Origin of the sequence: Psychrobacter sp. Arc9, assembly GCF_041431295.1 — a bacterium.
GTDB lineage: Bacteria > Pseudomonadota > Gammaproteobacteria > Pseudomonadales > Moraxellaceae > Psychrobacter.
The window spans coordinates 43,945-63,063 of record NZ_JASMRK010000009.1 but is presented as its reverse complement, the minus strand read 5'-3'; the positions used below and the strand labels follow the sequence as shown (position 1 = coordinate 63,063).

The following is a 19,119-nucleotide window of genomic DNA, read 5'->3' as shown; positions in this document are numbered from 1 at the left end:
TTTATAAAAAATACAATGAGCACGCTGTCTCTATGAACAGGTTATACTGGTATCATTTTAATCTTAGCAGGAAAGTTTAGGTGACATGCTCATCTCAACTAATAGTTATTTCGAACAGTAACCGTCTCAAACAGCGCTCATCTCAAACAGCAACAACATACTTTTCACCGCCACGACTTTAGGCTTATGTAGGACAGCAATGTCATATCAATTTATCACTAGTGCCAAATTACCCACTCGTCACGGCGAGTTTGATATTCATATCTTTGAAAATAGCGAAGGTCAAGAGCATGTCATGCTGACCGTTGGTCTAACTGTGGTCGATCAACAGACAGATATCATGGCTAGCCAACCCTCAGACGACATGATATTAAACCAAAAGAACGAATCGATAGCAAAGCAAGTGCCGCTCATTCGCATTCATTCTGAATGTCTGACAGGCGACGCGTTTAGCTCATTGAAATGCGACTGCGGTCCGCAGCTCAATACTGCCATGCAAGCCATCCAAGAGTCAGGTTGCGGTGCAATTTTGTATTTGCGTCAAGAAGGCCGCGGTATTGGTTTGACCAATAAGATTCGTGCGTATGCCCTCCAAGATCAGGGGCATGATACGCTGGATGCTAATCTCATGTTAGGCTTGCCTGCCGATGCGCGTATCTATGATATGTGTGGTCCGATGCTTGCCCATGTCGGTGTCGATGCCGTCAGGCTCATTACCAACAATCCAAACAAAGTCGCTTATCTAACTGAGCATGGTATTGATGTTGTCGAACGGGTGCCATTGTTGGTCGGTGTCAATGATATGAATGCGGAATATCTAGCAACCAAACGTGATCGCATGGGCCACTTGTTTGATAAAAATATCAATCTTGATATAGACGCTTCTCTCGATACAGACCTTAATACCGCCATACACCTGAATAAATAGATATCTTATGAGTATTACAAATACAAATAACGAAACAGACTTATCAACGGTGGCGTCCGTGACGACGCCAACCAATAACGACATCATGCGAGTGCGCGAATTTTTGGTTGATTTACAGGCGCGTATCTGTGAATCGCTAGAAGCACAAGAGCGTGACGGCAGCACTAATAACAACGAGTATGCGACCTTTGTTCCTGATGACTGGGAACGTCCTGAAGGCGGCGGCGGACGGTCGTGCGTATTGGCAGATGGCGAGGTCATCGAAAAAGCGGGCGTCATGTTTAGCCATATTCATGTACATAACCTCCCCGCCTCGGCGACAGCGCGTCACCCTAATATCGCTGGACGTAAAGCCCAAGCAATGGGCGTGTCACTGGTTGTCCATCCCAAAAATCCAAACGTGCCTACGAGCCATGCCAATGTGCGTTTATTCGTAGCGGAAGCGGAAGGTGAAGCACCTATTTGGTGGTTTGGTGGTGGTTTTGACTTAACGCCATTCTATCCAGTACTCGCTGATTGTGTACACTGGCATCAAGTTTGTCATGACTTGTGTGCGCCTTTTGGGGACAATATTTACGCTGATTTTAAACAGTGGTGTGATGAGTATTTTCATCTGCGCCATCGTGATGAGCAGCGCGGTATTGGTGGTCTGTTTTATGATGACGTCAGTACTGAGAGTCGCGGCTGGGACTTTGAGACTTGCTTTAACTTTATGAAAGCCGTGGGCAACGGTTATCTTGACGGTATCATGCCGATTTTTGAACAGCGTAAAAACACGCCTTATACTGAAACGCAGCGCGAGTTTCAACTCTATCGCCGTGGTCGCTATGTTGAATACAATCTGGTCTACGATCGTGGAACGCTATTTGGGCTACAGAGTAATGGACGTATCGAATCCATCCTAGTCAGTATGCCACCGCTTGCCAGTTGGCATTATCGCTTTGAGCCTGCTAAAGGAACGCCTGAATTTGAGTTGACCGATTACTATCTAAAACCGCGTGATTGGTTAGCACTGTAGTTTTCGTAAATATTGAAATACTCATATTTTTGGAAAATATTAAAAAGGTCAGCTACTATCGCTGGCCTTTTTTATTATCAGTACTATCTAAACGAGCTACTCCCACGTTGTTATCGTACAGAAATACGTTGTGCAGCTACTATACAATCATCGCAATCAACTATGAGCAGTAACAACCAAGTTAAGTTATGCTTATCTAAAATATTACGAGGATATAACAACTATATAATTCCCATCGCCCAGATAACCGTTACAATAGAAGACGTTCTTTATTAGCAACTGTGCTCAAAAGAATTTTAGGCAGTATTTTGTATAACTATATTTTACGACGAAGCGAGCGTTTGTAATCGCGCTTACTATTAGCCAAGTTTAAAGGAGTAAGTCATATGGCACAGGTTCATACCAACAAATCTTTCAAATCTCTGTTCAGCGTTACCTTGATGGCGGCTGCACTGGGGCTAACGGCCTGTAGCACTTCAACAGGATCTAACCCTGATGTGCAAGCGCGTCAAGACACCATGAAAAACTGGGGCGATGCAATGGGCGTCATGGGTGATATGGCAAAAGCACCTGACACATTTGATGCCGATGTATTTAAAGAGCAAGCGGCGTTCTTGGCAGAAGATGCCGCCAAGCCTTGGAGTCATTTTGAAGATCCAGAAGCGGTAGGTAATGCTACTGAAGCGGTTTGGTCTAATGCTGATGGCTTCAGTGCTGAAGTGGAAAACTTTCAAAAAGTCACTGCTGAGCTAAACGCCGCCGCCCAAAACGCCACTAGCATGGACGATGTTAAGCCTGCGTTTGGACAAGTTGGTGCAAGCTGTAAATCATGCCATACCGACTTTAGAGCAAAAGACGAATAAGCCTTTATACTTATAGCAAGTAGACACGTATAAAAAACCGCCATATCAATTGATGTGGCGGTTTTTTAGTTTTCTGAATAATGTGGAAATCAAAGTTTCGAAACTAATTAAATATTTCACCGAGCGCCCTACTCTGCCACTGTTTTATTCACATCCACAACGTCTTGCTGCTCGTTCATTTTATTAACGATTGCACTCACTGAAGGATCACTCAAATCAATCGTACGTATTGGGAATGGAATGTTTACGCCCGCTGCATCCAATGAGTTTTTGATACCTACAATTACTTGATGAATCGAGGCAACCTTATTGGCTTGCGTACCATCTTCGATAAACCAGCGTACCATTAGATCAATGGACGAACCACCAAAACCAGTAGCAATCACGCTTGGCGTTGCTTTCTTCGAGACGCTCTCTATCTTATCTAACGCCTTGATAATCTCAGCTTTGGCCGCTTCGATATCATCTTCATAACCGATACCAACTGCGACTTGCAGACGGCGCTGCTTATAAGCGGTATTGACGGTCAATGCTGAGGTATAGAGATCTGAATTTGGAATCACCACTTGACGGCCATCATAAGTCCTGATGGTAGTTGCGCGAATTTTGATATCTTCGACTGTTCCTTCATAGTCGCCTGAGACAATCTGATCACCGATACGAAACGGCTCTGAAATTAGCAGCAAGATACCAGAGAGTAAGTTTTGGAAGATATCCTTAAAAGCAAAACCGATAGCAACGGAACCAATACCGAGCGCGCCAATCAGCTTAGCAGGGGTGAATCCTGGCACTGCAATAACCATCGCTATCATAAAACCAATAAAGAAAATAAGCGCCCCACCTACTCGCTGAAACACTTTGACCAAGTTCTGATGCCGACTACGGCTACCTAATAATTTGTGAACGATTTTTTTGAAGACAATCGATAAGAACCAAAAAATTAGGATAACGATAATTGATGCGACAAAGTATGGGATGCGTTCAACAAAGCCAACCCATATCTCATTTGCCGAACCAAGGATGCTTTGATAGGTCAATCCATCCGTTGTCGTAGACTGCGCAGCTGTCTCAGCACTCAGTGTCGTTTCTGCCTCAGAGGTAGGCATCTGGGTGATACTCCTTTATTCTATTTATTTTTATTAGCGCACTTATCTTAATAGGTGCTGTCTTTCTGACAACTAGCCCATCAAATCGGCCTGAACAATTTCGATCCAGTAGCCGTCTACATCTTTGATAAAGGCAATGTTTTTCATGCTACCGTCTTCTGGACGCTTTTTAAATTCGACGTCATTTTTATCAAACCAAGCAACCGCTTCATCCAAGCTTGGAACGCTAAAACAAATATGACCAAAACCTTGCGGATCTTGATTGCCGTCATGATAGCTAAAATCAGCCTTGGTTTCGGTGCCGTAGTTATGCGTCAACTCCAAAATACCACGCTGACGGAAAGCAAAGATTTCTAGATCATCGCCAGTTGGCAGGTTTTCGCGCTCGCTCTCGGTCAACTTAGCCAAGAAATATAAATCGAATCCCATGTCAGGGAACTTCTTAACGGCAAGCAAGGTCATACCCAAGACGCCAGTGTAAAACTCAAGCGATTTCACTGGGTCTTTGACACGCAGCATGGTGTGGTTAAAAGTAAAACCGGTCGTCTGTGATGAGATTGGCTGAACACCATCAGTACTGACGCTGCTAGCAGGTTGGTCTATTGCGTCGTTATTGTTGTTAGATGAAGTAGACATAATTATCCTAATATAATTCAGAAAATAAAGGCAAAAACACGCAAATCACGATTGTCGTAATTTGCGTCGTTCTCTTATCATAATAAAAAATGGCGAAATAACTGATAGGGTTTTGTAAGAATATGAACAAGGTGTGTTCGTCTGTATACCCTAACTAGCTAGTTATCTAAGACTAACTAGCTATCTAAAAAACGCACTTTTCCTGTCTCAAGATCATACTCAGCACCGACTACCAATAGCTGACCACTATTGGTTAAGTCCTCTAATGCACGTGAGCCATGCTTTAGCTGACTGACTGACATACGTACGTTAGCGCGGATAGAACGATCGACCAACTCGTCTGCATCGACGTCTTGACCATTGGCAGTTGCCAGTTCGTGCAAGTTATAAACGCTTGGACGAATACGATCTACGATGGACTGCAAGTTAGGTGAATAGTTTTGTTCAGGATTAATCAGTGTCTCAACGCAAGCCGTGACAGCACCGCATTTCGAGTGTCCAAGTACCACCACCAGTTGCGTACCAAAGGCTTCGGCTGCAAACTCGATTGAACCAATCTGCGATGGTGCAACCACATTACCTGCGACTCGTATAACGAACAAATCTCCCAAACCCTGATCAAAGACAATCTCAACGGGTACTCGTGCATCCGAGCAACCCAAAATAATGGCCAATGGATTTTGATCCTTGACCAACTCTGGACGGCGCTGCATATACTCATCGGTACTGGTGAGGCTATCAACGTAGCGTGCATTACCTGCTTTTAAAAGCTCAAGTGCTTCTTGACCTGTGGTTGGACGTATATCGGTAGGCATGAGAGATCCTTTATCATCAATAATATTAGAGTTATAAGCTGTTTTGCATACATGTATTCCAGCACAGACTGACTAATTATCGTCAAACTATCAGGCTAATAATATTTGTCAGCCATAACGTGATTGTATAGGAATAAAAACCCAAAAACGGTAAAAAAATTTGTCTAAATATCGCTAGGTGAATGTAGTCACATTTAAAAATATAGCTGTATATATCGCTGCTACGACAGTATTACTCGCGTAACTTATAATGAACTTGCACTGACTTATACCAAGGGTTTGTTATAATACGCAGCACTCAGGCAGCATTCAGACCGCGCTTACGCTCATGCCAATCCCTATAATGACAGTCAGCTGTATACAGAAATTGGACGCTTAGGAACAGATATTATGACCGATTTATCTCAAAATACGCATAACACCTCTGCGTCACCTCATGATGATCAGGTGCTGCTGCAACTGACTGGTCTAAAAAAAACCTATGATCAAACCGAAGTCCTAAAAGACATCAACCTTGATATCAAACATGGTGAGTTTTTGACGCTGCTTGGCCCATCAGGCTGTGGTAAGACGACATTACTACGCTTGATTGCAGGCTTTGAGCAGCCTAATGCTGGAGCGATATATTTGGATGGTGTACAGATGGCAGGCTTATCCGCTGATAAACGTCCGGTCAATACCGTATTTCAGCAATATGCATTGTTCCCTCATATGAGCGTCGCCCAAAACGTGGCTTATGGCCTAAAGCTAAAAAAAGTACCAAAAGATGAAATCCAAAGACGTGTTAGCGAGATGCTAGCGATGGTACAGCTAGAGCATTTGGCCAACCGCAAGCCGCAAGATTTGTCTGGTGGTCAGCAGCAGCGAGTTGCGATTGCACGCGCAGTGATTAACCGCCCTAAACTGCTATTACTTGATGAGCCATTATCCGCGCTCGATCATAAACTGCGCCTGCAAATGCAATCTGAACTCAAGCGTCTGCAACGTGAACTTGGCATTACCTTTGTTTTCGTGACTCATGACCAAGAAGAAGCGCTCTCGATGTCAGACCGTATTGCCGTGATGAAAGACGGCACGTTCCAACAAATCGGTACGCCTATCGGGATTTATGAAACCCCTGCCAACCTATTTACTGCAAAATTTATCGGCGAAACCAATCTGTTCAAAGCTGAGGTCAAAGGTGTCCATCCAGACCAGCCAGATCGCGATGGCAAAGTGACTAACGGACGCATCGAGGTCGAAGTCTGTGAAGCGCAAGCGCAAGAAGGGCCAACCACATTACGCAACTTACGTCGTCCCAATTTTGCCAATGATGTGCAAGTGGGCGATATCGTCAATTTACTACTTCGCCCCGAAGATTTACGAATATACGATCCAAAAGACAATGAGCATAGCGGACTGTTAGGCCGTGTCATCGAAAGTAACTATAAAGGTAGCACCTTAGATTCGATTATCGAACTGGCAAATGGTCATATCATTAAGGCTTCTGAGTTCTTTGACGAGGACGACCCAAGCTTCGATTACAAACTAAACGAAGGCGTCAAAGTCTCATGGGTAGATGGCTGGGAATGGGTATTGCCAGAAGACTCTGAAGCTACGTCAGACATAACTGCACAAAAGGATGGTAGCTGATGGCTCGCAACCACTTAGGCAGTAAAAGTCCATTTCGTACCGCCACGCTTTGGCTAATCTGGGGTTGGCTACTGATATTCGCACTATTGCCAAATATTCTAGTCATCGCTGTCAGTTTTTTGACCCGTGATAGCAGTGCCTTTATTAGCTTACCTGTCAGCATCGACAGTTATGTGCGGATGATTGACCCGTTGTATTTTGAGGTATTTGTCCACTCATTATGGATGGCAGGTATCACAACGGTTATCTGCCTACTGCTTGGCTATCCTTTTGCATGGCTGATTTCCAAAGCAAAAGTACGTTGGCAGCCGTTACTGATGCTACTACTGATACTGCCATTTTGGACCAACTCTTTGGTACGGACTTATGCACTAAAATTGCTATTTGCCAATAACGGTTTGATTAATAAAACCCTACTAGCGATAGGCGTCATCGATGCCCCTATTGATATTTTATACACTCAAGGCGCGGTGATAGCCGGCTTAACGTATTTGTTATTCCCGTTTATGGTGCTACCGCTATATGCAGTATTTACCGACTTACGCAATGATATGCTATTGGCCTCGCAAGATTTGGGCGCATCCAGAACACAAACCTTTTGGCATGTGGTATTGCCATTAACGACACCAGGGATTATCTCTGGTGTACTGCTCGTGCTATTGCCTGCGATGGGCATGTTTTATGTGGCAGACATCTTGGGTGGTTCTCGTAATTTATTGGTCGGTAATATTATTAAAAACCAATTTCTGGATGCGCGTGATTGGCCATTCGGTGCAGCAGCCAGCGTATTATTGACCCTTGCGATGGCCGTACTATTAATCGCCTATCGTGCCAGTAGCCGCCGTATTGGCAAGACCGACTTTAATGAGGTGGCCTAATGTCTTATAGTGCACCGACAAAAAAAGCTCGTACGCTTAAGATTGGCAGTATCGCCGCCAAAGGCTATCTTGGCCTGATTTATGCCCTACTGTATTTGCCCATCATCGTCTTGGTAGTGATGTCCTTTAACAAATCAAAAATTGGCTATAACTGGGGCGGTTTTAGCTTAAAGTGGTACGAATCATTATTCAATAACCAAGCGATGCTCGATGCATTTTGGCATTCTATTGTCTTGGGATTGGTGGCGGCCACTGTCTCGACTTTGATAGGTACACTCACTGCCCTAGCCTTACATCGTTATAATTTTCGTGGTAAAGGCTTATTAAATGGATTGCTATTTGTCCTGATGATGTCGCCTGAGATTGTACTCGCTATCTCATTATTAGCATTATTCTTACTGATTGGTTTGCAGCTGGGCTTCGTCTCGCTGCTATTGGCGCACATTACTTTTTGCCTACCCTTTGTTGTCATTACCGTCTTTGCACGATTGAGTAGTTTAGATGAACGTTTAATGGAAGCGGCACGCGACTTGGGTGCTAACGAATCAACCATGGTGCGTACAGTATTGATCCCAGTTATCTTGCCAGCAGTCATGGCGGGTTGGTTGCTTGCCTTTACCCTATCGCTAGATGATGTAGTGGTTTCGACCTTTGTCACAGGGCCTAGCTATGAGATTTTACCGCTGCGCATTTACTCTATGGTGCGCGTCGGTCTAAAACCAGAGGTCAATGCGATTGGTACGTTATTGTTGGTTGCTTCACTAGTATTGGTGGTTATCTCACAGCTGTTATTACGTAAGCGCTAAATGTTGATTGCTTATTAATTGCTCATTAATAATGGGCTGTGAGTGAAAGTCAGCGCTATATTGATTATAATGAATTTTTCTCACGATAGCGGTTGGGTAATATCATGCTTGAGTTGCGTCATCTTAATACATTAACCGCGCTGCGTGCGCATGGTTCACTTGCGGCAGCAGCAGACGAGCTACATGTCACCGCCTCTGCCGTTTCGCATCAGCTAAAAGAGCTTGAGAACTATTACGATATCAGCTTGGTCAATCGCCGAACTCGTCCGCTTAGCTTTACGCCAGCGGGCAAGGCGGTTTTATCATTAGCAGACAGTATTTTACCGCAAGTGACTCGCACCAAATCCAACCTCAAGCGCTTAGCACACGGTCAAGCAGGCAGGTTGCGACTGGCATCAGAGTGTCACAGTTGCTTTGATTGGCTCATGCCGATACTCAATCACTATCGCCGTGAGTGGTCGGATGTCGAGCTCGACTTTGCCACAGGGTTTGAGCCAGAGCCGCACCATTTGCTAATGGAAGGTGATATTGATCTACTCATTACGACCAGCGATTTGCCGCTCGATGGTATCAGCTATCAGCCATTGTTTGAGTACGAGAGTCGTTTGGTACTTTCACCAACACATGATTTAGCTACTCAAAAATTTATTGACCCCAATGATTTGATTAACGAGACATTGATTGCCTATCCCGTAGAGGCCAAGCGTCTCGACATCATTGCCAATTTTATGACGCCAGCACAAGTAAGCTTTGAAAGTGTTCGTACGACAGAGCTGACCGCGATGCTAATTCAGTTGGTCGCCAGTGAACGCGGCGTAGCAGCATTGCCTGATTGGGTGGTTGCTGAATATGAGAAAAAAGGCTGGGTCGTCTCGCGACCATTAGGTGATGGCGTACATTGTCAGTTGTATGCGGCGACGCGTACTTCTAGTCAAGACATTGCTTATATGCAGGGTTTTGCGAGTTTGTTAGAAGGGATTGTGAAGCCGGTTTAGAGCTTTATTTGTCATAACACTCGTTGTACGAACAAAGCATGGTTCCCTAGTGAGTGCTTGAAAATTTGGAAGTAGCCAATTAACTTCAATGCATGTGGGATTTTAGGTTGAATTAATGTCCATCTGAATGCGCTTAATTATCGGGTCAATTCACCGCTAATTAACCAGGATATTTTTTGCTGTCGTCAATCCAATAAAGACTCTAATTTACATTTGCATTGAAATGAAGTAGCATCTTATTTGCCCTATCATAGTTAGCTATGGCATGATCTTGGCGTAGACGTTTCGTCCGCTTAAAACTTGGATCATGCAGGTACTTGGAAAAACTCTAATCTACCTGCGGCAGATTGGAGATACGTAACTTCGATAGGGTTTTACATTATTTCGGTGGTATGAAATTTGAGGTGTAAATTTTGGCTAAAAAAGAAAAGGTTTATACTTATCGAAAAATAAAGTTATCTAAAAAAAATGGTAAGTTCAGAGACATATATATTCCTGATGAATCTTTTAAAAGACATCTTAATACTTTATTAAAACCTCTCGCATATATATATGAAAAAAAACATATTTATGACTGTGATCATGCTTTTTTTAAGGGTAGAAACTGTGTCACGAATGCTTCTTGTCACCTTAAAAACCGCTATATCTTAAGTTTAGATATCAAAGACTTCTTTGATAATATTACCTCAAAGCATCTAGAAAAATATATTTCAGAAGATATTTTATATTTTATTCTAATTAAGAGTAGGCTACCTCAAGGCTACCCTACAAGTCCCTATGCCGCTAACATTGCAGTAATAGAACTGGATCGCATGATTGTTGAAAACCTGAGATCTTTCGATAGTAATATTATTTACAGCCGATATGCAGATGACTTAACTTTTAGCTTTGATGAAAAAGAAAAAGTTCATTTTATAATCAGCGAGGTTATTAAAATATGCAACTACTTCAATTTTAAACTTAATACCAATAAAATCAGGCTGCAAGATAAAAATAATGGTCGCGCTGTTATTACAGGTGTAGGTGTATCATATTATAATGTACACCCAACTCGTAAAACGTTAAAAAGACTTAGAGCAGCAAGGCATCAAGGAAACGAAGCACAGGCTAGTGGATTAGCAGAGTGGGCAAGTTGCAAGCTGCCAAACACGTCTGGCACTAAATAGACAATCCACCATCTAGTCCCAATTCTTTGTTACGTCCCCCAGTAACACCCATTACTATCGTAGTCTGTTGGTACATATGGATCTGTAATTGCTCTTAGCCTCTCTTCTTCCTTTCGAGAAAAATAACCGTCAACGTCATAGCCCAACGGCTTTAGGTCATCGTATGAGGCACACCCGATTTTCTTTCTTAGTGCTTCAATACTATATATATTTCTAAGTGGTCTATCTTCTTTTTTAACCGTTTTTTGCTCAGTTATAAGTGGTCTATTTTTCATAACTAATCCTTGAATTACTTATTATTAAATGGAGAAACCCAAGTGGAGTCCCAGTTTAAACTTTCTGATAAATAATAAATATATTCATACTCCTTAAGATACTGTAATGCTATGGTTTCATTATCTATTAAAATAGCATTTTCTAAAGAGTACATTGACATTTCTGTTAAATTCGCTGATCCACTCCAAACTTTTTTAGGCTTTATTTTATTTGTATTAGTATCAAATTCGCAAAATATTAAGAATTTATTATGCATTTTCGGAGAGCAATGTTTCATTTTTTCAGTAAGAAGACCAAAACACCTTACAGGTTCAATATCAAAAATCTCATCATAGGATAATTCAAAGATTTTATTAGAAAAGCTTACAGATGTATATTCGAATGAAAGATTATTATAGGCTTCTCTTAACTTTAATTTCGAACTACGGCTTAATATTACTTCCATATCTGGTCGTAAAAAATCCTCTTTTTGCAGTACTATTTGACAAGGTTTTTTAGACATAGCTTCTAATAAATCATAATCCGTGAGCCATGCTACTGCGCCAAGAACCATCTCTGAATTGTTAATCTCAGATATTAACCTATCTTTTAACCCTCTAAAATAGACTGAAACATCACCGTCTTTAAAAGAGTGATTTGTTCCTATTAGTTCATTGAAATTGGCGATATTTTCAAGATCTATTTCATTGTAACTACTTTTATCAGCCACCTAAAAACCTCTACAATCGTCTTAAATTTGTTATGGATGCTATTAGATTTACCTTGCCTTAATGACGTAGCATCTGGTTTACCCAATCATACCCCAGCGGAACCAGTCATTATGCCCTCTAGACTCATTAACAGACCATTTAAAACAGACTGTATTTCGGTAACCACTTAAATCAGACCACTCATTAAGCAGGTGATATCGATACAAGCTCAAAGTACGCACTTAAAGAAATAAAAGCCAAGCGCGGTTGCTAATAATGTCAGTCCAACATGCAAGCCGATGAGCGCTAAGCCTGCCAGCAGCCGCCCGTCATGAATAAAGCCAAATACCTCTGCACTAAACGTACTAAAGGTAGTTAACCCGCCCAAAAAGCCAGTAATCACAAAGACACGCACATGATCAGATAAGTTGCTACCCATGCGCTCAAACCATACTAGCGCAAGCCCAATTAATAGTCCGCCAAGGATGTTTGCGCTCAAAGTACCGAGTGGCACCCAACCGTGCAAGGCATTAAAACGCGATAGCCAAGCTCGAAGACAAGCACCGAATGCTGCTCCCAGACCAATAGCAAGCCACTGCATAGACTGTCCTTAGTTCAAATAGGTTTGGTGGACAAAAGGCTCAATTATACGGCTGGTAATTCTGTCATTGGCCAGCGCGGAATACAGCTAACGGCCAGATCATCAGACTGTCCTGCTTGCAAGCGCTCAAAACCTGCATAAGCAATCATCGCGCCATTATCCGTACATAGCGCAGGCGGTGCATAATGAACCGTTGCATTGATCTTAGCCAGTTCAGCCTCTAACATCTCGCGCAGATGCGTGTTGGCACTGACGCCGCCTGCAATAACCAGACGGCTCATACCTACTTGCTTGAGTGCTTTGACACATTTTTTCACTAAGGTATCGACCACCGCATGCTGGAAGCTCGCGGCGATATCCGCGCGAACTTGCGGATCACTATCAGAGCCAGCAGTGTCTTTAATCAGGTTATGTACCGCTGTTTTCATACCGCTGAATGAAAAGTCCAAACCTCGATGAAGCATCGGTCTTGGCAGTGCGTAAGCATCAGGATTGCCAGCTTCTGCCAGTTTGGCAACATTAGGCCCACCGGGATAAGGTAAGCCTAGCATCTTAGCCGCTTTATCAAAGCACTCACCCGCCGCGTCATCGATCGACTCACCCAAGATTTCATACTGTCCCACACCGTGAGCAGCAATCAGTAGCGTGTGCCCACCAGATACTAGTAGCGAGACAAAAGGAAACGCCGGAGGGTTTGCACCCATAAGCGGTGCCAAAAGATGCCCTTCCATATGATGAATACCAATCGCTGGAATATCCAAACCATAAGCTAAGCTACGACCAAATAGTGCGCCTGTCATCAATGCACCAATAAGACCAGGCCCCTTGGTATAGGCAATCGCATCGATCTCGCTTTTCTTCATATCGCATTGTTCTAGCAGCTCGTTGAGTAATGGCACTAGCTTGCGAATATGATCGCGACTGGCAAGCTCAGGCACAACGCCACCATAGAGCGCATGCAGCTCAATCTGAGAGTACAGTACTTGCCCGACCAAACCTTGGTTGTCGCTATTTATTTGCTCACTATCAAAAATCGCCAGCCCCGTCTCATCACAAGAAGTCTCTAAGCCCAATACTTTCATACTTTTGCCTTTATACTTTCGTTTTCGTGCTATTTTTATCGCACTTTTATCTTACATCATTTTGAGAAATTGGATAACTATAGTCAAAGAACTCTAAAATGAGTACAAGGCAGCCGACTGCAGATTGTACAAGTAGTACATCTAAGGAGGGTAACGCCGTAGCGGTTTAGTAGTTCACCGACTATAATACAGTCAGCCACACACTATCTCGAATTCGCTTGATACAGCTGTATATTCTCAGACTGGCATGACAAAAAACGTGCATAAAAAAACCGTCATTGTCAGTCACAATGACGGCCAGTTTAGCAAATTTCAATAGCTGACATACTCTAATATAGCGTATCAGCTTACCGACGCTAGCATATAATCAACCGCTGCTTTAACTTGTGCTTCGGTCACACCATTCACCGCTTGTGCTGGCATTTTATTAAAGCCTTTAGCCGAGTGCATATATAGCGTCTCTTTATCTTTGGTTAGACGAGCTGACCAAGCCGCTGTATCACCATATTTTGGCGCATCGAGCAAACCTGCAGCATGACAAACCTGACAGTTTGATTCATACAGTTTAGCACCTGCATCTGCTGCCAACATTTCAGGCTCAGAATCAGTTTCAGGTGTTGCCACTGCGTCATCTACTATGTCAGCAGATTCTGTTGCTACTTTTGACTCTGTATCTGTTTCTGGATCAACCACAGACTCAGGTATCGTGCCTTCGGTTTCTGCTACAGCTGTTTCTTCTACAGCGGTAGCTGGTTCATTGGCTGCTGTCGACTCTTCCGTAGCTGTGTTATCACCGCTACAAGCACTCACTGCAAATACCACGCTCATGCTGATTACAGACAATTTCAGTTTGTTCATATACGGTTGTATATCAATCATGGTTTTACCCTTACTTAGTCAGTCTGCAATCAATTAGTGATACGTTATATCAGCTTAAATTACTTACATATACGACCAACGACTGTTTAATAGTCCATTGAGTTAATAGTCCATTAACCACTAAATTATTCAGCAATGGCTGCAGCTGTATCGTCAGTAGCCGCCATATCAGCGCTGTCAGTAGGAGCAGCGGTAGTATCCGCATTATCGGTAGCTGCTGCTTCTGCAGTATCAGCGTCAGCCGTTCCTGCTTCAGCAGTAGCTGTACCGTCAGCTTCTGTACCCGCTGCATCAGCCGCTGGCATTAGTGCTGTCTCTGGGAATTCCATTTCTTCAGCTGGTGGCGCATTTTTGATGGCAAGTTCAGCAGCTTCGTCAACGCGATCGATTGCCATTACTTCTTCATGCTCTTCGCCGCCACTACAAGCGCTCACGCTCACACCTAAAGCTACGATAAGTGCGGTGCTTAATGCCGTGTTAAATACTGTTTTTTTCATTCCAACATCCTCAATAAAATACACACAAAACGGTTCATAGGCTTACTAGGGTCTATTGAACTTTCAAATGGGGTGCTGGCAGTCACTATTTTTTAGACAAAATGCAGTAAAATTGTTGAAGCCTAGTCATTCTAGGTCAAACTATTTCGCCATATATTGACAAAAAAGAGTACTGCCCTGAAAGGCTGATGCTAAAATTACCCCAACCGTTGTTGAAAACCTAGCTAAGGTCTCGACATTATCGTCGGTTTTCGCCTAGTTTGGTGTAACTTTAGCCATCAGCAGTCCTAATATTTGAATGTTCAATAGACCCTATAATATGGGAATTATCATAGCATAAACTCCAATCAAACCGTTATAGACGGTAGGGATTTTTTATTGATAAAGCGTTGTATATATGTCGAATTCATAGTTTGAGAGCCAAATTCAAATAGCTATCTAATTGAATACCTTATCGGCAATAAACGCTTAAAATCATTGACTTTGTTGGTATTTTTTATTAAAATACCTGCCCTTACGCTAATGCGTGAGAATTGTCCTAGTTTGAGCTGATGCCTGTAATCTTGAGATATTACGGCTAAATACTAATACACAGCCAAACTAATGCCCTTATATCTCATCCTAATCGAGGAGTCTTCATGCCTGCAGTTAAGGTTAAAGAAAACGAACCAGTTGATATCGCTATCCGTCGTTTCAAACGTGCTTGTGAAAAAGCTGGTGTATTATCAGACGTACGTAAGCGTGAGTTTTATGAAAAACCAACGCAAGTACGTAAGCGTAAAAAAGCTGCTGCCGTAAAGCGTTATAAGAAGAAGTTACAACGCGAAACTATTCGTACCACTCGTATGTACTAATCAGTAATCTGATTAGCTAAGTACAAGCGCTACACTAACGCCACTGTTATCAATCGATATCAGTGGCGTTTTTTATGCTACAATTTTTGTTATTACTGCTGACATAATTTTTTATTAAAACCACTATCAGCAGGTTTTGTTCTAAAAATTTAACAAACGACCTCTAACGAATAGCATTTAACAGATCGATAAGGATAATAGCAGTGAGCCAACTTAAACAGACGTTATCAGATAATATCAAAGTTTCAATGAAAGCTCGTGAGCTTGAGCGCGTCAAAGTACTGCGCAACGTACAGTCAGTAGTGAAACAAATCGAGATTGACCGTCAAACAGAACTTGATGATGCCCAAGTATTAGAAGTTTTGCAAAAACAGCTAAAGCAGCGCCAAGAGTCACTAACTATTTTTACAGAAAATGGCCGTGATGACTTAGCCACCAAAGAGCAGTTTGAGATTGATATCATCAACGAGTTTATGCCGCAGCAAATGAATCAAGACGAGATCATGGCATTGGTAAATGCTGAAATCGCTGAGCAAGGTGCGACGTCTATGCGCGATATGGGCAGCGTCATGGGTGTGTTGAAGAATAAAACAGCTGGCCGTGCTGATCCTGCTTTGATTTCTAAAATGGTCAAAGAAGCGCTACAAGGCTAGCACTTGCTATTGATTGGCAGGCTAATCTGTACAAATAACCGTCTAAGGCTTAAAGTCTTGGGCGGTTTTTATTGCTTTGAGTTCTGCATTAATATTGGCCAATAACGGACGCGCACTATTGGCCTGATCTGTGGTTTGCAGATTTTCCGTCAATTGTTTGGCTTGCGTCAAAGAGGTCAGCGCACTCTCATAGCGTCCATTCCATAGCTGATCATAACTGCGATAGCGCAATGCATTAATCGTCGCGATATTGGCTAACTGTGGTGAGGTGGTTGTCTTAGCAAGTTTTTCATTGGCGAGTTGCAAGCTTTGCCATGCATAACGGTCGCTTGGCTGCTGTTCTGTTAGTGGCTTCAACAGCGCTTGTGCTTTTATCGGTTGATTACTATTAGTCAGCGCTTCGGCCAGATAAAGACGTAAATCACGGCGCTCAGGATATAGGCGCTGTTGGCTCTCCAATACATCTACGGTTTGTTGCCATTTACCTTGTTCACTCAATAGCTGACTGTGGGTAATCGACAATAAAGGTTCTAAATTTTGACGCTGCGTGCTTGATAACGCATTTATCTCGGCCAATACCTTGTTGGCATCTGTAAAACGCTGCTGCTCTCCATACCAATGCATTAGCGCAAGTTTGGCCCCAAGACTGTTTTTGGCGGCCGTTGTCAACGTCACTTCGGATGCGTGTTTACCAGTCACTTGCACACGCCAATACAGTAAATCAAACAATGCTTGATGGCGCTGCTGCTGGCTCAATGAGAGCGCTGGATGCTGCTGGGCGCGACTTTGTGACTCGCTCAACCTCTCGTTACTCAGAGGATGTGAGCGTACAAAACTCGGTAAGAATTGATTCTCAACTTGATTTAACTGACTCTGTTGATTCATCGTGGCAAAGAACCGTGGCATCGCCCGAGGATCATAACCCGCTTGGGTCATAATCTGCATCCCTACTCGGTCAGCCTCGCGTTCGTTACTACGGCTAAACGCCATGCTGCTATTCATAGAGGCTGTCTGACTGCCCATCATCACAGCCGCAGCGGCATCACCATCGACAGCTGAGGCAGCAATCGCAGCTAGCATACCGCCTAGCTGCATCAGCAAGGCTTTTTTACGTTCGTCAGCGCCGCTTTCGTAATGCCGTTGACTGATATGCGCAACTTCATGCGCGACAACGCTTGCCAGCTCATCCATGCTACTAGCTGACAGTATCGTCCCAGTATTGATACCGATTACGCCACCAGGCGCTGCAAAGGCATTAATACTAGGATTATCAATGATAACAACGCCAAGCGGTGCTTGCTGACGAGCTTGGGCATTGAGACGCCATGTCATGTCTTTTATCGTTTCTTGTACCCAAGGATCATGCTCCATTCTGACGCGGCCATTGATATTCTGTAATGACCATTCGCCAAGCATTTTATTCTGATATTGCTCAGCAAAGCTCAAGCCTTGCCCGCGCAGATTTGGTAGCTCTAGTGTTTGCGGATCTGTGACTTGCCACGAGCTATCAGCCAATGGCAGCATTTGGCTCTCACGACTATATGCACCGCTGGCCATGGCTAGCAGCATCATTGATAGTCCTACCTTGATACTATTTGGCAAAGCTAAACTCATGAAATGACGTTTACCTTTTTGCTTAGACAGCATAAGTGGCAAGCCTACAGATTTTTTGGCTACTAAAGAGCTGTTGCTGTTAGGTCGCTTCGTTCTATGAGCGTGGTACAAGTGCATATCCTATAAGATGGTTAACGACGTCTTTTCGACTATACGAGCTTGTTTATACAAGGTCAATTCTACAATGAACTTAACTACCAATAACTTAGCCACCCGTCACGATTGCGCAACATGGCTGTGTAATTATTCATTGGGCCATTATTTATGCAGTAAGTCTCAATCGTATAACTACTAATAGGCCAATTGCTAATCGTGCAACTCTTGGTTATATGATTCTAGTGAACCGAACACAGCGTTGATTATATTCAACTGCAACTATACATTATCTATTTGGTATAATAAGCAACAATGATAGTAGGTTTAGATGACTGTGATACCGACCTCCTAAGTTATGATTGATAGATTATGTTCGTACTCAGTATCAGAGCCTATTGCTAATAAAACAAATTAAAATATAGATATCTACAAGGTTTAAGTTATGCCCGCTGCTAGTAAATTAGTTATCGAACGTGTATCGCATTCTATACAGTTATCAGCGAATTTAACTGCTGCACAGCAGAACGATATTGCGGGTTTACTAGAGCTGCTACCGATTGAAAGTCATAACTCAGATAATGTAGCTACAGCGCAATCTGAACTAAATATAAAAGGTTTCGTTGATGGACGCGGTCTTGCATGCCCGATGCCATTGTTAAAAACTAAGGTCGCATTACGTGACGTAACAGTTGGCGAATCACTGTATGTGGTTGCAACTGACCCTAACTCGCAAGCTGATATCACAGCGTTCTGTCGACAAAGTCAGCAATCACAGTCGGCAGATTATTTAAAGCTAGTGGTCAATGAAGTTACTGACCACTCGTCAGTTGATGGCACATCATTACAGCGTTTCGCTACAATATATCACTTCATCATTACCAAAACTGATAGCAACTAAGCGCTGCTATCCTTTACAATTAAATCATAAAGATTTTTATCTGACTATTTGCTTAACTATTTAACCAAGGTCAAGAATATGGCTAATACTTCTACTGATGCTGTAAATACAAATAAAAAAGATGGCTCAGCTCCTAC

General features: G+C 43.0%; 21 protein-coding genes. 11 read left to right on the top strand and 10 right to left on the bottom strand.

Going from position 1 to position 19,119, the window contains the following annotated elements; all coding sequences use genetic code 11:
- Positions 1–199 precede the first annotated feature (199 nt).
- From ribA to QO187_RS06905, 3 genes are all read left to right on the top strand, one after another.
- Complete coding sequence (gene ribA / locus QO187_RS06915; protein ID WP_102094688.1) at positions 200–928, top strand: GTP cyclohydrolase II; 729 nt, start codon at positions 200–202, stop codon at positions 926–928.
- A 7-nt stretch (positions 929–935) separates the two neighbouring features.
- On the top strand, positions 936–1,946 hold the full coding sequence (gene hemF, locus QO187_RS06910; RefSeq protein ID WP_102094687.1) for an oxygen-dependent coproporphyrinogen oxidase: 1,011 nt from the start codon (positions 936–938) through the stop codon (positions 1,944–1,946).
- Positions 1,947–2,332: 386 nt separating this feature from the next.
- Positions 2,333–2,809, top strand: a complete 477-nt coding sequence (locus tag QO187_RS06905; protein WP_102094686.1) for a cytochrome c — start codon at positions 2,333–2,335, stop codon at positions 2,807–2,809.
- A 128-nt stretch (positions 2,810–2,937) separates the two neighbouring features.
- Here QO187_RS06905 and QO187_RS06900 read toward each other — a convergent pair whose 3' ends face one another.
- From QO187_RS06900 to QO187_RS06890, 3 genes are all read right to left on the bottom strand, one after another.
- The gene (locus QO187_RS06900; protein ID WP_102094685.1) at positions 2,938–3,915 is read right to left on the bottom strand and encodes a mechanosensitive ion channel family protein; all 978 of its coding nucleotides are present in this window, start codon (positions 3,913–3,915) and stop codon (positions 2,938–2,940) included.
- 72 nt (positions 3,916–3,987) lie between these two features.
- The gene (gene gloA, locus QO187_RS06895) at positions 3,988–4,551 is read right to left on the bottom strand and encodes a lactoylglutathione lyase (protein WP_102094684.1); all 564 of its coding nucleotides are present in this window, start codon (positions 4,549–4,551) and stop codon (positions 3,988–3,990) included.
- Between the two features lie 176 nt (positions 4,552–4,727).
- Complete coding sequence (locus QO187_RS06890) at positions 4,728–5,366, bottom strand: carbonic anhydrase (protein ID WP_057758161.1); 639 nt, start codon at positions 5,364–5,366, stop codon at positions 4,728–4,730.
- Between the two features lie 390 nt (positions 5,367–5,756).
- Between QO187_RS06890 and potA the strand changes: the two genes are divergently transcribed.
- From potA to QO187_RS06865, 5 genes are all read left to right on the top strand, one after another.
- Positions 5,757–6,998: a spermidine/putrescine ABC transporter ATP-binding protein PotA gene (gene potA / locus QO187_RS06885; protein WP_102094683.1), complete on the top strand. Its 1,242-nt coding sequence runs from the start codon at positions 5,757–5,759 to the stop codon at positions 6,996–6,998.
- A complete protein-coding gene (potB, locus tag QO187_RS06880; RefSeq protein ID WP_102094682.1) occupies positions 6,998–7,876 on the top strand; it encodes a spermidine/putrescine ABC transporter permease PotB in 879 nt (292 codons plus the stop codon). The genes potA and potB overlap by 1 nt, the downstream gene beginning before the upstream one ends.
- Positions 7,876–8,682 carry a spermidine/putrescine ABC transporter permease PotC gene (gene potC / locus QO187_RS06875; RefSeq protein WP_102094681.1) on the top strand — a complete coding sequence of 269 codons (807 nt, stop codon included), beginning with the start codon at positions 7,876–7,878 and terminating at the stop codon, positions 8,680–8,682. Before potB ends, potC begins: the two co-directional genes overlap by 1 nt.
- 104 nt (positions 8,683–8,786) lie before the next feature.
- Positions 8,787–9,677 (top strand): LysR family transcriptional regulator, encoded by an 891-nt coding sequence (locus QO187_RS06870; RefSeq protein ID WP_102094680.1) that lies wholly within the window; start codon positions 8,787–8,789, stop codon positions 9,675–9,677.
- Positions 9,678–10,090: 413 nt separating this feature from the next.
- Positions 10,091–10,843 carry a reverse transcriptase family protein gene (locus QO187_RS06865; protein ID WP_102094679.1) on the top strand — a complete coding sequence of 251 codons (753 nt, stop codon included), beginning with the start codon at positions 10,091–10,093 and terminating at the stop codon, positions 10,841–10,843.
- A 29-nt stretch (positions 10,844–10,872) separates the two neighbouring features.
- Here QO187_RS06865 and QO187_RS06860 read toward each other — a convergent pair whose 3' ends face one another.
- The 6 genes from QO187_RS06860 to QO187_RS06835 all read right to left on the bottom strand — a co-directional run bounded on the left by QO187_RS06860 (position 10,873) and on the right by QO187_RS06835 (position 14,867).
- A complete protein-coding gene (locus QO187_RS06860) occupies positions 10,873–11,118 on the bottom strand; it encodes a hypothetical protein (RefSeq protein ID WP_102094678.1) in 246 nt (81 codons plus the stop codon).
- A gap of 14 nt (positions 11,119–11,132) precedes the next feature.
- Complete coding sequence (locus QO187_RS06855) at positions 11,133–11,828, bottom strand: phospholipase D-like domain-containing protein (protein WP_102094677.1); 696 nt, start codon at positions 11,826–11,828, stop codon at positions 11,133–11,135.
- A 209-nt stretch (positions 11,829–12,037) separates the two neighbouring features.
- Positions 12,038–12,409: a fluoride efflux transporter CrcB gene (crcB, locus tag QO187_RS06850; RefSeq protein WP_101205094.1), complete on the bottom strand. Its 372-nt coding sequence runs from the start codon at positions 12,407–12,409 to the stop codon at positions 12,038–12,040.
- Positions 12,410–12,453: 44 nt separating this feature from the next.
- A complete protein-coding gene (gene tsaD, locus QO187_RS06845; RefSeq protein ID WP_102094676.1) occupies positions 12,454–13,491 on the bottom strand; it encodes a tRNA (adenosine(37)-N6)-threonylcarbamoyltransferase complex transferase subunit TsaD in 1,038 nt (345 codons plus the stop codon).
- Between the two features lie 342 nt (positions 13,492–13,833).
- Positions 13,834–14,370, bottom strand: coding sequence for a cytochrome c5 family protein (locus QO187_RS06840; protein ID WP_102094675.1), 537 nt, complete (start codon positions 14,368–14,370; stop codon positions 13,834–13,836).
- A 125-nt stretch (positions 14,371–14,495) separates the two neighbouring features.
- Positions 14,496–14,867, bottom strand: coding sequence for a hypothetical protein (locus QO187_RS06835; protein WP_102094674.1), 372 nt, complete (start codon positions 14,865–14,867; stop codon positions 14,496–14,498).
- 638 nt (positions 14,868–15,505) lie between these two features.
- Here QO187_RS06835 and rpsU point away from each other — a divergent pair.
- Together rpsU and QO187_RS06825 are read left to right on the top strand one after the other, a co-directional pair.
- Complete coding sequence (gene rpsU / locus QO187_RS06830) at positions 15,506–15,721, top strand: 30S ribosomal protein S21 (protein WP_010195908.1); 216 nt, start codon at positions 15,506–15,508, stop codon at positions 15,719–15,721.
- Positions 15,722–15,924: 203 nt separating this feature from the next.
- A complete protein-coding gene (locus tag QO187_RS06825; RefSeq protein WP_102094673.1) occupies positions 15,925–16,374 on the top strand; it encodes a GatB/YqeY domain-containing protein in 450 nt (149 codons plus the stop codon).
- A 42-nt stretch (positions 16,375–16,416) separates the two neighbouring features.
- Here the strand turns inward: QO187_RS06825 and QO187_RS06820 are convergent, their stop codons facing one another.
- Entirely contained in the window at positions 16,417–18,099 is a 1,683-nt protein-coding gene (locus tag QO187_RS06820; RefSeq protein WP_228153241.1) for a M48 family metalloprotease, read from the bottom strand.
- A gap of 427 nt (positions 18,100–18,526) precedes the next feature.
- Between QO187_RS06820 and QO187_RS06815 the strand changes: the two genes are divergently transcribed.
- A complete protein-coding gene (locus QO187_RS06815; protein WP_102094671.1) occupies positions 18,527–18,982 on the top strand; it encodes a sulfurtransferase TusA family protein in 456 nt (151 codons plus the stop codon).
- The last annotated feature ends 137 nt before the right edge of the window (positions 18,983–19,119 follow it).

Coding starts and splice junctions, on each gene's coding strand:
- ribA (WP_102094688.1), top strand. CDS start 200: ATGTCATATCAATTTATCACTAGTGCCAAATTACCCACTCGTCACGGC.
- hemF (WP_102094687.1), top strand. CDS start 936: ATGAGTATTACAAATACAAATAACGAAACAGACTTATCAACGGTGGCG.
- QO187_RS06905 (WP_102094686.1), top strand. CDS start 2,333: ATGGCACAGGTTCATACCAACAAATCTTTCAAATCTCTGTTCAGCGTT.
- QO187_RS06900 (WP_102094685.1), bottom strand. CDS start 3,915: ATGCCTACCTCTGAGGCAGAAACGACACTGAGTGCTGAGACAGCTGCG.
- gloA (WP_102094684.1), bottom strand. CDS start 4,551: ATGTCTACTTCATCTAACAACAATAACGACGCAATAGACCAACCTGCT.
- QO187_RS06890 (WP_057758161.1), bottom strand. CDS start 5,366: ATGCCTACCGATATACGTCCAACCACAGGTCAAGAAGCACTTGAGCTT.
- potA (WP_102094683.1), top strand. CDS start 5,757: ATGACCGATTTATCTCAAAATACGCATAACACCTCTGCGTCACCTCAT.
- potB (WP_102094682.1), top strand. CDS start 6,998: ATGGCTCGCAACCACTTAGGCAGTAAAAGTCCATTTCGTACCGCCACG.
- potC (WP_102094681.1), top strand. CDS start 7,876: ATGTCTTATAGTGCACCGACAAAAAAAGCTCGTACGCTTAAGATTGGC.
- QO187_RS06870 (WP_102094680.1), top strand. CDS start 8,787: ATGCTTGAGTTGCGTCATCTTAATACATTAACCGCGCTGCGTGCGCAT.
- QO187_RS06860 (WP_102094678.1), bottom strand. CDS start 11,118: ATGAAAAATAGACCACTTATAACTGAGCAAAAAACGGTTAAAAAAGAA.
- crcB (WP_101205094.1), bottom strand. CDS start 12,409: ATGCAGTGGCTTGCTATTGGTCTGGGAGCAGCATTCGGTGCTTGTCTT.
- tsaD (WP_102094676.1), bottom strand. CDS start 13,491: ATGAAAGTATTGGGCTTAGAGACTTCTTGTGATGAGACGGGGCTGGCG.
- QO187_RS06840 (WP_102094675.1), bottom strand. CDS start 14,370: ATGATTGATATACAACCGTATATGAACAAACTGAAATTGTCTGTAATC.
- QO187_RS06835 (WP_102094674.1), bottom strand. CDS start 14,867: ATGAAAAAAACAGTATTTAACACGGCATTAAGCACCGCACTTATCGTA.
- rpsU (WP_010195908.1), top strand. CDS start 15,506: ATGCCTGCAGTTAAGGTTAAAGAAAACGAACCAGTTGATATCGCTATC.
- QO187_RS06815 (WP_102094671.1), top strand. CDS start 18,527: ATGCCCGCTGCTAGTAAATTAGTTATCGAACGTGTATCGCATTCTATA.